Below are 15,281 nucleotides of genomic sequence, written 5' to 3'. Positions count from 1 at the left end.
CCATTTTTGCCCTTGCGTGGTACAATAGTAGAATCAATTATTGTGTCTATGGGAAGTTGGGGAACAGAGTAGAATGGCAACAAAAAAACGAAAATCAACGAAACGGCGTACTGCTGCCCGCCGTAAAAAGGCAGAACAGCGGCTCCCGGCAGGGCTTGGCACCCTGTTCGGCGGCCTGCTGCTGATGGTGCTGGCCTTTGTGCAGGGCGATTCCGCATGGCGGGTGCTCCATGATGTGCTGTTCGGGCTGTTCGGCTGCGGCAGCTTTGTGCTGGGTGCAGCCGTGTGCTGTCTGGCCGTTTTGTACACCCGGGGCGAGGAGCTGCTGTCCCGCATCCTCAAGCTGGTGCTGGGGCTTATCTTTGTCTGCGGCACAGTCATCGTGTTTTCCGATATCCAGCCGCAGGGACTGTCGGCGCTGCAAATGCTTTCTGCCTGCTACGCCAACGGCGTCAGCGCATGGCTCTCCGGCGGCGCAATGGGCTTTGTGCTGGGCGGCGTGCTGCTTTTGCTGTGCGGTCGCCCGGCGGCAAACCTCATTATGATCGTGCTTTTGTTGTGCGGCAGCTTGTACATTTTTGATATTACCCCCGCCGAGGTCTGGGTCTGGCTGTGCGCCGTCACCGGCGGCATCCGCGCCCGCGGCTCTGCCTTTGCAGAGCAGAGCGCCGCCCGCCGCGCCGAGCGTGCCGCCATCCGGCAGGCAGAGCAGGAGATCGACGAGGAATACGACGAAACCGAGGACGAGCCGCTGGACGAGGAGGACGAGCCTGCCGGGCTGCATCTGGGGGTGCCGGACTGGATGTCCGGCGTGCTGCGCTGGGGGCATAAGGTAACGCAGGAGATGGAAGCAGACGCTGCGGACGCCGAAGCTGCGCCCGCCGCCCCTGCCCAGCCGGAGCCTGCCACACCGCCCATCACCCCGGTGCGGGTCAGCGTTGCGCGTCCCCGCGCCGCTTTTGACGTAGACCTTGGCCCCGACCACACCGCTCTCTCCGAGGGCGGCAGCGAGCCCATTGAGCCGCTGATCGTCGGGCCGGGCGGCACCTTCGGGCAGGACCCACTGCGTTCTGCGCCCAAACCCACGCCGCCGCCCATCGTGGCAGACCCGGTAGTCACCGCTGCGTCAGATTTCTTTGCCAAAGATGCCCCCCAGCCGGAAGAGGCTTCCCCTGCCCCTGTTTTTGATACTTCCATCGTCCAGCCGGCAGCGCCGGTGGTGCAGCCGCAGATGCCGCAGCCGCCGGAAGCTGCGCCCATCCAGCCCGCCGTGCCCCGGGTGAGTGCCGAGAACGCCGTGGCGTTCCGCTCTGCGCCGGACGAGGACGGCTGGATCAGCATCACCGCCGAGCCGGTGGAGGAAAAGGACATCAACTCGCTGGTGGCAGCGGCCATGGAAAAGCCCGCCGTCTCGGAGCAGGCAGCTGCCACCGCCCCTGCCGAGGAGACCGAGCCGGTGGACAGCTACGAGTACCAGTACCCGCCCATCGAGCTGTTTGAAAAATCGCAGGAGGAAAGCGACCCCGGCGCACAGGAAGAGCTGAAGGCCAACGCCCAGAAGCTGGTGGACACGCTGGAAAGCTTCGGCGTGCGCACCCGGGTGCTGGATATCTCCCGCGGACCTTCTGTTACCCGGTACGAGCTGCAGCCCATGGCGGGTGTGAAGATCAGCCGCATCACCTCGCTGGCAGACGATATCGCCCTGAACCTTGCGGTGGCTGATGTGCGTATGGAGGCCCCCATCCCCGGCAAGCCCGCCGTGGGCATCGAGGTGCCCAACCATAAAAAGACCCCCGTGTACATCCGCAGTATCTTTGAAAGCCAGAGCTTTCTGCGCATGACCTCGCCGCTGGGCATCGCCCTTGGCAAGGACATTGCCGGTGTGGCGCAGGTGACCGACCTGTGTAAGATGCCCCACCTGCTCATCGCGGGCAGCACCGGCAGCGGTAAATCCGTGTGCGTGAACAGCATCATCATGAGCCTGCTGTTCCGCTCCAGCCCGGAGGACGTGAAGCTGCTGCTCATCGACCCCAAGGTGGTGGAACTTGCCGAGTATAACGGCATCCCCCACCTGCTGATGCCGGTGGTCACCGAGCCCCGCAAGGCTGCCGGTGCACTGGGCAGCGCGGTGCAGGAGATGGAGCGCCGCTACCGCCTGTTTGCGGAGAACAATGTGCGCGATATCAAGTCCTTCAACAAGCTGGCTGCCGAGCAGCCGGGACTGGAAAAGATGCCCTACATCGCCATTATCATCGACGAGTTGGCCGACCTGATGATGGTGGTGGGCAAGGACGTGGAGGATTCCATCTGCCGCATCGCCCAGAAGGCGCGTGCCGCCGGTATGCACCTGATCGTTGCCACCCAGCGCCCCAGCGTGGACGTGATCACCGGCCTGATCAAGGCCAACATCCCCAGCCGCATCGCCTTTGCGGTGTCCAGTCAGGTGGACAGCCGCACCATTCTGGACGGTGCCGGTGCAGAAAAGCTGCTGGGTCAGGGCGATATGCTCTTTATGCCCGTGGGCGCACCCAAGCCCACCCGTATTCAGGGCACCTTTGTGCGGGATGAAGAGATCAGCCGTGTGCTGGACTTCATCAAGTCCAGCGCCACCGTACAGTACGACGAAGCCATGATCGAGGCCATGGAAAAGCACGCCATTCAGGACGGCAAAAAGGGCGGCGGCGGTGCCGATGCCGAGGAGGACGCAGGCTCCGATCCCATGTTCAAGCAGGCCGTGGATGTGGTCATCGACGCCGGTCAGGCCTCCACCAGCCTGTTGCAGCGCCGCTGCAAGCTGGGCTACGCCCGCGCCGCCCGCATCATGGACGAGATGGAGCAAAAGAGCATCATCGGCCCCTACGAGGGCGCAAAGCCCCGCGCCGTGCTCATCAGCCGCCAGCAGTGGCTGGAAATGCAGATGAACCAACCGGAGGAATAATAAAGGAGCATTATGGAACATTCTACTCCCCAGATCTACACCGAATTTCTTCCCATCAGCCGGGCGGACATGGAAGCCCGGGGCTGGGAGCAGCTGGACTTTGTGGTGGTAGGCGGTGACGCCTATGTAGACCACCCCAGCTTTGGCACCGCCATCATCAGCCGCCTGCTGGAATCCGAGGGCTACAAGGTGGGCGTGCTGGCGCAGCCCCGCTACACCGACTGCGAGGACTTCAAGCGGTTCGGCAAGCCGAAGTACGGCTTTTTCATCGGCGGCGGCAACGTGGACAGCATGGTCAGCCACTATTCCGTGGCAAAAATTCCCCGCGCCGAGGACGAATACTCCCCCGGCGGCAAGGCCGGTGCCCGCCCGGACCGCAGCGCCACCGTGTACACCAAGCTTGCCAAGCAGGCTTACCCCGACCTGCCGGTGATCTTAGGCGGTCTGGAAGCCAGCCTGCGCCGGTTTGCCCACTACGATTACTGGCTGGACACCGTGCTGCCCAGCATCGCCGAGGACTCCGGCGCGGATCTCATCAGCTTTGGCATGGGCGAGCACCAGACCGTGGAGATCGCCCGCCGTCTGGCCGCCGGGGAGCCGGTGGAGACCATCACGGACGTGAACGGCACCTGCTACCTGACCGATTTCGACCACCTGCCCCAGCGGTATGTGGAGTGCGCCGGTTTTAAAAAGGTGGCCAGCGATAAGACCGCCTACGCCAAGGCCTGCCGCATCCAGATGGACAATCAGGACGTGGTCAGCGGCCAGATCATCGTGCAAAAACAGAGCGAAAAATATCTGGTGCAGAACATCCCCGCAAAGCCGCTGGTGCGCGGAGAACTGGACAAGGTCTACGCCCTGCCTTACACCCGCCGCTACCACCCCATCTACGAGAGCATGGGCGGCGTACCCGCCATCCGCGAGGTGCAGTTTTCCATCATCCAGAACCGCGGCTGCTTCGGCGGCTGCAACTTCTGCGCCATCCAGCTGCATCAGGGGCGGCGGGTCACCAGCCGCAGCGCCGACAGCATCGTGGAGGAAGCCGAGCGCATGACCCACGAGCCGGATTTTAAGGGCTACATCCACGATGTGGGCGGCCCCACCGCAAACTTCCGCTTCCCCTCCTGCCGCGAGCAGATGCTGCGCGGCATGTGCACCGGCGGCAAGCACTGTCTTGCTCCCACCACCTGCTCCCACATGATCGTGGATCACAGCGACTACCTTAAAATTCTGCGCCGGGTGCGGGAACTGCCGGGCGTAAAAAAGGTGTTCATCCGCAGCGGCATCCGGTTCGACTACCTGATGGCTGACCCGGACGATACCTTCTTTAAGGAACTGGTGGAGTACCATGTGTCCGGACAGCTGAAGGTCGCCCCGGAGCACTGCGCCCCCAACACCCTTGCCTACATGGGCAAGCCGCCCATCGAGACCTTCAACAAGTTCAAGGATAAGTTCTACGAGCTGAGCAAGAAGGCGGGCAAAAAGCAGTATCTGGTGCCCTACCTCATGTCCAGCCACCCGGGCAGCACCCTGAAGGACGCGGTCTATCTGGCCGAGTACCTTTATAAGAACCACATGCGCCCGGAGCAGGTGCAGGACTTCTACCCCACCCCCGGCACCGTGAGCACCTGTATGTTCTACACCGGGCTTGACCCCTACACCCTCAAGCCGGTGTTTGTGGAAAAGACCCCCGAGGGCAAGGCATTGCAGCGTGCACTGCTGCAGTACTACGAGCCCCGCAACGCGGAAAAAGTGGTCAAAGCCTTGCAGCTGACCCACCGGGAGGATCTCATCCCTCTGCTGGTGCCCGCGGTTGGCCGGCGCGCCGTGCAGCGCACCGCCCGCCGGGCAGAGAGCGCCGAGGTGACCATCCACAACGATGGCACCTATACCGTACATTCCAACCAGAAGGGACGCAGCACCGGCAAAAATACCCGCGCTGCCGCCCCGGCAGGCCGTCAGCCCAGCCCGGGCGCACGCTTTGCGCCCAACTCTGCGCCCGGCCATAAACCCAAGAATAATCAACAGAAAGAGAACGCAACGTGGAAAACCGGAAAGAAGAAAAAATAACCCTGCTCCCCCGCCGCCTGTTCCTGCGGCTGGCTGCGCTGGCGCTGGCCGCTGTGCTGGCGCTGGGGCTTACCGCCTGTGACAGCAACGGCGGACACATCGTCAAGCCCTCCACCGGGGCAAGCCAGCCCTTTGAGATGCACTTCATTGACGTAGGGCAGGCGTTGAGCGTATTGGTAGAGTGTGACGGACAGTTCATGCTCTACGATGGCGGCAATGTGGACGACGGCAGTCTGGTGGTATCCTACCTGCAAAAGCAGGGGGTGGAGCAACTGCAATATGTGTTCTGCTCCCACGCCCACGAGGATCATGTGGGCGGGCTTGCCGCCGTAATGGCAAAGTTTCCGGCGGGGCACGCTTACAGCCCGGTGACCGAGAGCAGCACCAAATGCTTCAACGATTTTGTCAAGTACACCCGGCAGCAGGGCTTACAATTGGAGGTGCCCTCCGTGGGCACGGTCTGGCCGCTGGGCAACGCCACCGTCACCATGCTTGGCCCGGTAACGCAGTACAGCGAGACCAACAACACCTCGCTGGTGCTGCGCATCGACTACGGCAACACCAGCTTTCTGCTGACCGGTGACATGGAAAATACCGCTGAGACCGACCTTGTAAACAGCGGTGCCAACCTGAAGGCTGATGTTTTACAGGTAGGGCACCACGGCTCCAGCACCAGTACCGGCTACCTGTTTCTGAACGCTGTGCTGCCGGAAATGGGCGTCATCTCCTGCGGCACGGGCAACAAGTACGGCCACCCCCACGAGGAAACGTTAAGCATTCTGCGGGATGCAAAGGTGGACGTCTACCGCACCGACCTGCAGGGCACCATCACCATTGGCAGTGACGGCCAGAACTTCACCGTGGGCACCGAGCACTTTGTGCCGGACAGCCAACTGAACCCCACCGACCCGTCGTCCTCCAGCACCGCGCAGCAGGCCTACATCGGCAATGTGAACAGCAAAAAGTTCCATCTGCCCACCTGCGCAAACCTGCCTGCGGAAAAGAACCAAGTCCCCTTTTCCAGCTATGACGAAGCCATTGCCGCAGGCTATACCCCCTGCGCAAGCTGCATCAAATAAAAATATTTTTATAAAAAGAAAGACACCGGCGGCCTGCAAGGCTGTCCGGTGTCTTTCTTTCATAATCGTTACTGTGCAGCGGGAAACTCCTTCTCCCGCTCTTCTTTCAGGATGGCAGTGGCGCGCTGCATGGTGGCAGCGGCGCGGCGCAGCTCCTCGTCCCCAAGTTCGGCACGCATCCGGCGGTAGCAGCGCTGCAAAAGCGCCTGCTCCTCTGCCATCAGCTCCACCGCCTTGCTGGAAAGCTCCACATAGGTGCGCCCGGCCTCGCGGTCGGTTTTCCATGTTACAAAGCCGCTGTCCTGCAGCTTCTCGATGCCCTTGGAAAGCTCGGTCACCCGCAGCCCCATGGCGGCGGCAAGATCGGCAAGATAGAGTTTTTCGCCGGGGTGTTCCTCCTGCGCCACCTTGATATAATACAGGATGAGATAATCTGCCCGCTGGATGGTGCTGAACACCTTATCCACGTTGAGCTCGTGGAGGAAGAACCATTCCCCCTGATGCTGCTGCATTTCTTCCATGCTGATGCCCTCCCTTTATGCCCGCTGGCTGCGCGGGATATAATCATGGGTGCCGCCAAGGCTCTTGTAGGCCGGACGGATGATCTTGTTGGCGCTGAGCAGCTCCTCGATGCGGTGGGCGCTCCAGCCCATGACGCGCGCCACGGCAAACAGCGGGGTGTACAGCTCCATGGGGATGCCCAGCATCTCGTACACAAAGCCGCTGTAAAAGTCCACATTGGGGCTGACGCCCTTGAAGATCTTGCGCTCCTGCGCGATCAGCTGCGGTGCCATGCGCTCGATACGGGTGTAGAGGGAAAGATCCTTATCCCGGCCCTTTTCGTGGGCAAGCTGCTCCACATAGCCCTTGAACACCACCTCGCGCGGGTCGCTCAGGGAGTAGACGGCGTGACCCATGCCGTAGATGAGCCCCTTGCGGTCGAAGACCTCGCCATGGAGCAGCTTTTTCAGGTAGGCTTCCAGCTCCTCGTCGTCCTCGATGTCGTGGAGGTTGTCCCGGATGTTCTGCATCATGTGCATGACCATCAGGTTTGCACCGCCGTGGCGCGGGCCCTTGAGGGAGCACAGCGCCGCCGCCATGGCCGAGTAGGTGTCCGTGCCGGAAGAGGTGACCACGCGGGTGGTAAAGGTGGAGTTGTTGCCGCCGCCGTGCTCGGCGTGCAGCAGCAGCGCCACGTCCAGTACGCGGGCTTCCAGCGGGGTGTACTGCATATCCGGGCGCAGCATCCGCAAAAAGTTCTCTGCAGTGGAAAGGCTGGGGTCCGGGCGGTGGATATACATACTGGCGTCTTTTTCGTAGTGGTTATAGGCGTGGTAGCTGTACACCGCCAGCATGGGGAAGATGCCCGCCAGCTGGATGCTCTGGCGCAGCACGTTGGCGGTATCTAAATCTGCCGCCTTGGGGTCGTAGGACGCCAGCGTCAGCACGCTGCGCGCCATGCTGTTCATGATATCGTGGCTGGGTGCCTTCATAATGACATCGCGGGTAAAGTTGGTGGGCATGGTGCGGCACTCGCCCAGCACCGCGCAGAACTGCTCCAGCTGCTCCGGGGTGGGCAGCTGACCAAACAGCAACAGATATCCCGCCTCCTCAAAGGCAAAGCGGCTGCCGCGGCTGCCGTTGATGAGGTCTTTTACGTCATAGCCGCGGTACAGCAGCTGACCGTCTGCCGGGTGCTTGACCCCGTCCACATACTGGAACGCCCGGATGTCCGAGATGTTGGTCAGACCTGCCAGCACGCCCTTGCCGGTCTCGTCGCGCAAACCGGCCTTGACCCCGAACTCCCGATAGAGGTCCTTGGGGATGCGGTCATGCTCTGCGCAAAGGGGCTGCTGCTGGTCGAAGTAGCTTAATACATTCTGCAAATGATCCATGTGTCTGGCTGCTCCTTTCCTGTTCGTCCATATCAGTTTCTCGTTTTTCAATAGCTTTTATATTACAGAACGGATACTTCGCTGTCAACCAACATTTTGTAAAAAAATATGAAACAATTCAACCGTAGGGGTCGTACAGGTCGTACTCCTCCGTCTCCTGATGCTTCTCCTCCAACACCCGGATGGCCTGCTCCAAGGCGCTCTGAGAGCAGCCGCTCTCGCTTACCAGCGCATGAACGGCGGCGGCAAGGTCGCCGTCAAACAGGGTGTCCAGCCGCTGCCGCATACAGTACACGCCGTACGCCCGCCGGGTGACCAGCGGCACATACACGTTGCAGTTGCCCTGCTTTGCCGACCTGACCCAGCCTTTTTCCTCCAACCGGTAGAGAAAATTCAGCACCGTAGCCGCCGCCCAGCCGGTGGCCTTGAGCTTCTGGCTGATGTCCCGCCGCGCCGCCGCGCCCGGGCACGCCCACACCGCCAACATCACCTGTTCTTCCGCCGCCGAAAGCGGCCGCAGGGTATCTGGTAAACCGTACATCTGTTGTACCTCCATAATTTTTTTTAGCGGGAGCGCCCTCTCAGTCAAAGCCTATCGGCTTTGCCAGCTCCCCCAAAGGGGGAGCCAAGGTTTAAAGCCCATTGCTAAAGCGTTATGCGTAATGCGAAAGTTTCCGGCAGTGCTCTTGCCTCTCCCTTTGGGAGAGGTGGCACGGCGTAAGCCGTGACGGAGAGGGCGCACGCCGTCGCCCTCAGTGCTAAAGTATCAAATGCAATAAGAAACCTTCCCGCCATGCCAGAGCCTCCCTCTCCGAGGGAGCTGGCAAAACCATCAGGTTTTGCCTGAGGGAGTTTTCTTTTACATTTGTCTTAGTATTTCCAGTATACCGCATTTCCGCCAAAGCTGCAAGGGTGGAAAATCCGCATGAAACCAAGGGATAGCGCGCATCTTTTACATTTGTCTTATATTTTGTCTCCGCATGGCGTACATTTGTATGCTTTGTGCCATCAGGCGGGGTACAGGGGCCATATCTTTGTGCAAAGATGCTCTTGTTTTCGGCAGGGAAAAACCGGTATACTACGGCTACGGAAAGTAACAGACGCACCGCAAAACAGGCGGTGCTGCGTAATAGGTGCATCACAGGAAAAGGAGAGGTTCATTATGGCACGAGTATATAACTTCAGCGCAGGCCCCAGCATGCTGCCCGAAAAGGTGCTGCGGCAGGCACAGGCCGAGCTGCTGGAATACGGCGACAGCGGTCAGAGCGTCATGGAGATGAGCCACCGCAGCAAGTGGTTCGATGCCATCATCAAGGACACCGAGGCTTCCCTGCGCCGGGTGATGAACATTCCCGATAACTACAAGGTGGGCTTCTTTCAGGGCGGTGCTACCCAGCAGTTCGCCATGGTGCCGCTGAACTTTATGACCACCGGCAAGGCAGACTACATCGTGTCCGGCAACTTCTCGGGTCTGGCTGCCAAGGAGGCCGCCAAGTTCGGCGAGGCCAAAATCGTAGCATCCAGTAAGGATAAAAATTTCACTTATATCCCGGATGTAAACGCCATCGACTACGACAAGGACGCCAGCTACATCCACATCTGCCAGAACAACACCATCTTCGGCACCCAATATGTGGAGCTGCCGCAGGTGGAGGGCGTACCGCTGGTGGCAGATATGAGCTCCATGATCCTTTCCAAGCCCGTGGATGTCAGCAAGTACGGCTGCATCTACTTTGGCGTGCAGAAGAACGTAGCCCCCGCCGGTATGGCCATTGCTATCATCCGGGATGACCTGCTGGGTCACGCCGCAGATAACGTGCCCACCATGATGAACTACACCACCCTGCTGGCGAAGGACAGCATGTACAACACCCCGCCGTGCTGGTGCATCTACATGACCGGTCTGGTGCTCAAGTATCTGGAAAACGACATCGGCGGTCTGGCCAATATGCAAAAGATCAACGAAGCCAAGGCCAAGGTGCTGTACGATTATCTGGACGGGCAGGAGTTCTTCACAAATCCTGTGGAGCACCGCTACCGCAGCACCATGAACGTCACCTTCACCAGCCCCAATCCGGACATGGACAAAAAGTTCTGCGCTGAGGCCGCCGAGGCGGGCTTTGTGAACCTGAAGGGTCACCGTCTGGTAGGCGGTATGCGCGCTTCCATCTACAACGCCATGCCTGCTGAGGGCGTGGATAAGCTGGTGGACTTCATGGAGAAGTTCCGCAAAGAGAATGCATAAAGAGGGGTTTCAGATATGTACACCATTAAAACGCTCAACGCCATCAGCCCGGTGGGGCTGGCAAAGCTGCCCAAGAACCAGTTCGATGTCACGGTGGATGCCGACGCCCCGGACGGTATTCTGGTGCGCAGCGCCGACCTTTTGAACACCACCTTCAACAACAATCTGCTGGCTATCGCCCGCGCCGGTGCGGGTGTGAACAATATCCCGCTGGAGCGCTGCAGTGAGCAGGGCATCGTGGTGTTCAACACCCCGGGTGCCAACGCCAATGCCGTGGCGGAACTGGTCATCGGGATGCTCATCGCAGGCAGCCGCAACGTGGCCGTCGCCGCCCAGTGGTGTCAGGGACTGGCCGGTGACCCGGCCATGGCAAAGAGCGTGGAAAAGGGCAAAAAGCAGTTCGTGGGCAACGAGATCAAGGGCAAGACCCTTGGCGTCATCGGTCTGGGTGCCATCGGCTCCCGGGTGGCAAACTGCGCCATCGAGCTGGGCATGGAGGTCTACGGCTACGACCCCTACATCTCCATTGAAGCAGCATGGAACCTGAGCAGTCAGGTGCACCACTGCGTAAACCTGAACGATATGCTGCCCCTGTGCGACTACATCACCATCCATGTGCCCTACCTGCCCACCACCAAGGACACCATCAACACCCAGACCCTTGCCCTGTGCAAGGACGGCGTCAAGATTTTGAACTACGCCCGCGGCGAGCTGGTGAACACCGCCGCCCTGCTGGAAGCCATGGACAACGGCAAGGTGTCCGGCTACATGACCGACTTCCCCTCCGAGGCCATTCTGGGCCGTCCCGGCATCGTGTGCACCCCGCACCTTGGCGCTTCCACCCCGGAAGCCGAGGACAACTGCGCCATCATGGCGGCACAGGAGCTGAGCGATTACCTGCGCAACGGCAACATTACCCACTCGGTCAACCTGCCGGAGGTGCACCAGCCCCGCGCCGGCGGCAAACGCATCTGCATCATCCACAAGAATGAGCCGGGCATGATCAGCCAGATCACCGCCCTGACCACCGAAGCGGGTCTGAACATCGAAAACATGGTGAACAAGAGCAAAAAGAACATGGCCTACACCATGCTGGACGCCACCGGTGCCGTGGACGCCCGCCTGAGCGAGAAGCTGAGCAGCATCCCCGCCGTCATCCGGGTGCGCATCCTGTAAACCGCCCAAAGCAGCACCAAAAACACCCGCCCTGCCGGAGCACTTTCTGCCTCGCCGGGCGGGTTTTGTGCGCTGCGGGCATTTTGCGCCCGCCGGGCTTTCCGCTTCGCACCCCGGAATCCGGCCTTTTTTCCTGAAAACGTTCTTTTCTTTTGCGGCAAAAAGAGGTATAATAAGTTTTGTATTATGCGTTCTTCCCTGTTTTGCGCGTATTTTTCGCGCTTTTCCGGTGAAGTTTGCTATTACAACTTATCCCCGCAAGGGGACGGAAACTCAAGGGCTTTCTTGATGTCAATACCTGTAGTAAATTACAACTTATCCCCGCAAGGGGACGGAAACGATGCTCATATTCCATGCCTTGATATGGCGCAGATTACAACTTATCCCCGCAAGGGGACGGAAACTTTGCTACTGCAGCCACGGTTACCGAAGGATACCATTACAACTTATCCCCGTAAGGGGACGGAAACTCGATTGCAGTCTTTGACACGAGAACGATAGCAGAGATTTCAACTTATCCCCGCAAAACCCTCTCAGGCGCTGCGCGCCAGCTCTCCCGAAGGGAGAGCTTAGTACAGGGTAACGGCAGCTGCGAAAGCTCCCCCCGTCGGGGGAGCTGGCACGGCGTAAGCCGTGACTGAGAGGGTTCTCCCCGCAAGGGGACGGAAACACCTTGTCGGGCGTGTCGTTGGTGAACTGGTCAGATTACAATTTATCCCCGTAAGGGGACAAAAAAGCCCCTCCGCTGCTGGTATGAACCAGTGCGGAGGGGCTTTGCTTTTCAGGATTCTTCTGTTTTAGGGTCAGCGGGCGGGCGTTCCGGCGGGGATGGCCGCATCAACGGGAATTGCCTCGATGTCCTGCGGGACGTTCCGCTTCAAGGGGCGGATCTCATGCAGGTAGACGGTGATCTTTTGCAGGGTCTCTTTAATGTGCTCGGTATCCAGCGGCCGAACGCGCTCGCTCTGTAAGCCCAGGTCGTTGGCGCTGGCGTGATTGATCTGGTTGCGGTACTGCATCACGCACTGGTAGTGCAGGGCAGCCTGCTCCAGCTGCGGGCGGATGGCAGGGTCGATGACCAGCTGGTCAGAGGCAAGCACCATATCCAGATAGTCGTGCATTTCTGTATCATTTGCTACACCGAACAGCATATTGCCTTCTGCATCGTCCCGGCTCAGGGTCAGGCGCAGGTCTGTTGTATAGGGATATTCCTTCTGCAACAGCGTCAACCGGCAGAAATGGAAATGGAACAGCGGGTACACCCACGGCTTGCCCCTGTTCTGCTTCTGATCTGCCAGATAGTCCCAGCCTTTGGGGGTGGGCTGCACAAAGAGATGCTGGCAGACGTATTCCGGCATCTGCTCGCACAGCAGGGTCAGCGCCTGCTGGTACATCCCGTGGCCAGCGCACCAGCTCACCAGTGCAGGCAGCGCCTTTTCGCCGGAGGAAAGCAGTTCTGCAAACTCGGTGCTGAAACGGTCTTTCAGCATCTGGAAGAATAGGTCGGTCAGGTTCTGGCTCTTCTTGGGCGTTTCTTTCAGCGCCTGAGCGATCTGGTTCAAATCGTCGTTCAGCTTCCGCACCCGGCACAGTGCCAGATCTTCCGAGAACTGGTTGATGCGGGTCAGCAGCGTGTGCAGCACCGGGTCTTTTTCGCCCTCGCTCCGCAGATAGTTCTCCAGCTTTTGCGCTGTGCCGGTGGAGAAGAACTGATCCATGGCGGTAACAAAGTCGAACAGACCATACAGCTGGGTGCGGTCGCGAACGATAGACTCTCCCCCGCGCAGTTCCGCATAGATCACCCGGCGGGTCTGCACTTTGCGCAGGTCCCGCATGCAGCGGGCAGCGATCACCAGCAGCATGGCCACGTCCCGCAAACCGCCGGAAAGGTCAACAAAAAGGGTGTCCTCTGTCTCGATCTTTTCCAGCAGCTGCGAGATAGCCTGAAACTGTGTTTCTTCGTCCATGCTGTCCGGCACCTCGATCACCACCAGCCGTTCTGCCGGGATGTGCACCTTGGGCAGAAAGCTATCCCGGAAGTATTCCAGCGTGGTGCGGGTGCTGCCGTCCGGCATCTCTTTCGCTTCTTTGCGCACCCTCTCGCTGCACAGTGCCAGAATGCAGTCCGGGGTCTCTCCTTCCTCTATCAGATATCGCACCGCGCCCTCGTTGGTCTGGGTCTGGGTCTGGATCTTCGGGTTCTTGTTGAAAATGCTCATATATAGCAGTAAAACATTGCGTCCCATCTTATCCGTCCTCCTGTTCCGTTTTCATCTGCACCAGTTTTTGCTGCCATGTTTTGCGCCGCTGCGACACCGCCGCCCTGCTCACACCAAGAAATTCTGCCACGGTCTTATCCTGCGCCGGGTTGCGCTCCGGGTCCAGCAGGGCGTGGAGCGCGGCGCATTCCAGCGCTTTGGGCGCATAGGGCGGCTGAACGGTAAACGCCACATACTTATGCAGCAGCAGGATGTCCCACAGGCAGTTGTCCTGTTCCAGCGGACGCAGATCATCGCAGTTTGCCAGCCGCGCGGGGGTATCCTCTGCCGGGGGCAGCACGTCCCTGTTGCGCAAAAAGCCCAGCAGTACGCTGCTCCAAAGCGGGCCGGCAGTCTTGCCGTACTGCTCCTTCTGCTGCAAGCTCATCAGCCCGATGCCGCGGTGCAGCCATGCCAGCAGCTCACCGGTCTGCTCGGCCTGCTCCTCCACGCTTTGCGCAGGGGCGGCGACCCGCGTTTCCAGTGCCGTCTCCTCGCCGTCGGTGCCGTCCAAGCTGAGGATCGACTGCTTGTTGCGCAGCGTCTCCCGCAGGGTCTTGACCCCGACCCCGGCAATATCGGCCACCAGCTGCTCTTTTTCCGGGTCGTGGCAGAGCTTTTCCTCGGTGATCTGGTTCTTCGCCATATAAGCCAAGGCATTTTTGATCTTGCGGTTGGTCTCCCGGCCAAAGCCGGTCACCGCCATTTGTTCCTGCTGCGCGTCATGGGCGTTCTGGTGCTTCAGGGCGCTGCGCAGATAGGCGCTGAAGGTCTGCCCGGGCTTCGGCACCCAGAAGTCGAACGCCTTCAGGAAGATGCGGCAAAAGTCCCCGCCGTCCACCGGCTGTCCAAGGGTCAGCGCAGCGGCAAAGCAATCGCCCCAGAGGGTGCGGAACTGTTCATCCCCCGCCTCGTGCAGCGCTTTGCGCTGCTCCGGCGGCAGCTGCAGCAGGGGCGAAGCATCGATCTTATCCCATACTTTATCATTCTTCATGGCAGTTCAGTCCTCCCGGTGCTGGCTCATCCAGATCAGCTGACGGAACACCTCTTCTGCGGTCTTGCTGTCCCGCATGGTGCCCACCAGCCCGGCCAGCTGGTACAGTGCCGACATTTCGTAAAGCCGCGCACCCACCACCTTTCCGTTCTCCCGCTTGACCTCGCCATAATAGACGCCGCCCACCTCCAGCTCGGTGTGGGTGGCTTCGGCGCAGCTAAGCGCGGTCAGCGTGACCACCGGGATGCTCTTGGAGCCGTAGGTGATGCAGGCATACACCCGGGTGACCTGCGGCAGGGCATCCACCAGATCCCGGCACAGGCCGATCAGCGTTTCCGGGCGCTGATCCTCGGGCAGGGGCACCGGCTCCACCTGCGCTTCTGCAATGCCCAGCTGCGCCAGTTCTTCCAGCAGGCGCTGATAGTTGCGGGCGGTATCGGCGTTTTCCTGCCGGATGGCCAGCAGCCGCACCGTGTCCCCGGGTTCAAGGGTATCCCGCATTACCTGCACGATGGGAAAGCAGGTGGCCGTGGGGGCCTCTGCCCGCTCCCGCTGGTACAGCATAGGGTCCAGCTTTCCCTGCAAAGGCACGGTGGTGATATAAGTCTTTAGCACAGGGCAACACT

General features: G+C 60.2%; 11 protein-coding genes. 5 read left to right on the top strand and 6 right to left on the bottom strand.

Annotation, left to right across the window (positions count from 1 at the left end):
- Positions 1-73: 73 nt before the first annotated feature.
- Genes MTP36_RS02905 through MTP36_RS02895 form a run of 3 tightly spaced genes read left to right on the top strand, consistent with a single transcriptional unit; the run spans position 74 to position 6,087 of the window.
- Positions 74-2,938, top strand: coding sequence for an FtsK/SpoIIIE family DNA translocase (locus tag MTP36_RS02905; protein ID WP_249253462.1), 2,865 nt, complete (start codon positions 74-76; stop codon positions 2,936-2,938).
- Between the two features lie 12 nt (positions 2,939-2,950).
- The gene (locus tag MTP36_RS02900; protein WP_249253460.1) at positions 2,951-5,008 is read left to right on the top strand and encodes a YgiQ family radical SAM protein; all 2,058 of its coding nucleotides are present in this window, start codon (positions 2,951-2,953) and stop codon (positions 5,006-5,008) included.
- Positions 4,981-6,087 carry a ComEC/Rec2 family competence protein gene (locus MTP36_RS02895; protein WP_249253458.1) on the top strand — a complete coding sequence of 369 codons (1,107 nt, stop codon included), beginning with the start codon at positions 4,981-4,983 and terminating at the stop codon, positions 6,085-6,087. Before MTP36_RS02900 ends, MTP36_RS02895 begins: the two co-directional genes overlap by 28 nt.
- 68 nt (positions 6,088-6,155) lie before the next feature.
- Here MTP36_RS02895 and MTP36_RS02890 read toward each other — a convergent pair whose 3' ends face one another.
- The 3 genes from MTP36_RS02890 to MTP36_RS02880 all read right to left on the bottom strand — a co-directional run bounded on the left by MTP36_RS02890 (position 6,156) and on the right by MTP36_RS02880 (position 8,538).
- A complete protein-coding gene (locus MTP36_RS02890; RefSeq protein ID WP_249253450.1) occupies positions 6,156-6,608 on the bottom strand; it encodes a MarR family transcriptional regulator in 453 nt (150 codons plus the stop codon).
- A gap of 15 nt (positions 6,609-6,623) precedes the next feature.
- Positions 6,624-7,982, bottom strand: coding sequence for a citrate/2-methylcitrate synthase (locus MTP36_RS02885; RefSeq protein WP_249253449.1), 1,359 nt, complete (start codon positions 7,980-7,982; stop codon positions 6,624-6,626).
- Positions 7,983-8,100: 118 nt separating this feature from the next.
- On the bottom strand, positions 8,101-8,538 hold the full coding sequence (locus MTP36_RS02880; protein ID WP_249253447.1) for a BlaI/MecI/CopY family transcriptional regulator: 438 nt from the start codon (positions 8,536-8,538) through the stop codon (positions 8,101-8,103).
- A 606-nt stretch (positions 8,539-9,144) separates the two neighbouring features.
- Here MTP36_RS02880 and serC point away from each other — a divergent pair.
- Both serC and MTP36_RS02870 read left to right on the top strand, forming a co-directional pair.
- A complete protein-coding gene (gene serC / locus MTP36_RS02875) occupies positions 9,145-10,227 on the top strand; it encodes a 3-phosphoserine/phosphohydroxythreonine transaminase (RefSeq protein ID WP_015536611.1) in 1,083 nt (360 codons plus the stop codon).
- A 15-nt stretch (positions 10,228-10,242) separates the two neighbouring features.
- Positions 10,243-11,403: a phosphoglycerate dehydrogenase gene (locus MTP36_RS02870; protein WP_249253445.1), complete on the top strand. Its 1,161-nt coding sequence runs from the start codon at positions 10,243-10,245 to the stop codon at positions 11,401-11,403.
- Between the two features lie 803 nt (positions 11,404-12,206).
- On the opposite strand, the gene MTP36_RS02865 is transcribed toward MTP36_RS02870, so the two are convergent.
- The 3 genes from MTP36_RS02865 to MTP36_RS02855 are packed head-to-tail and all read right to left on the bottom strand — an operon-like array spanning position 12,207 to position 15,270.
- Positions 12,207-13,649 carry a TM1812 family CRISPR-associated protein gene (locus MTP36_RS02865; protein WP_249253443.1) on the bottom strand — a complete coding sequence of 481 codons (1,443 nt, stop codon included), beginning with the start codon at positions 13,647-13,649 and terminating at the stop codon, positions 12,207-12,209.
- Between the two features lies 1 nt (position 13,650).
- Positions 13,651-14,655, bottom strand: coding sequence for a hypothetical protein (locus MTP36_RS02860; protein WP_249253441.1), 1,005 nt, complete (start codon positions 14,653-14,655; stop codon positions 13,651-13,653).
- 6 nt (positions 14,656-14,661) lie between these two features.
- Positions 14,662-15,270 (bottom strand): TM1812 family CRISPR-associated protein, encoded by a 609-nt coding sequence (locus MTP36_RS02855; protein WP_249253439.1) that lies wholly within the window; start codon positions 15,268-15,270, stop codon positions 14,662-14,664.
- Between the last annotated feature and the right edge of the window lie 11 nt (positions 15,271-15,281).

The organism is Faecalibacterium sp. I4-1-79 (assembly GCF_023347235.1).
Taxonomy (GTDB): Bacteria; Bacillota; Clostridia; order Oscillospirales; family Ruminococcaceae; genus Faecalibacterium; species Faecalibacterium tardum.
The sequence above is the reverse complement of the archived record's forward strand: the minus strand, read 5'-3'. Positions and strand labels throughout refer to the sequence as shown.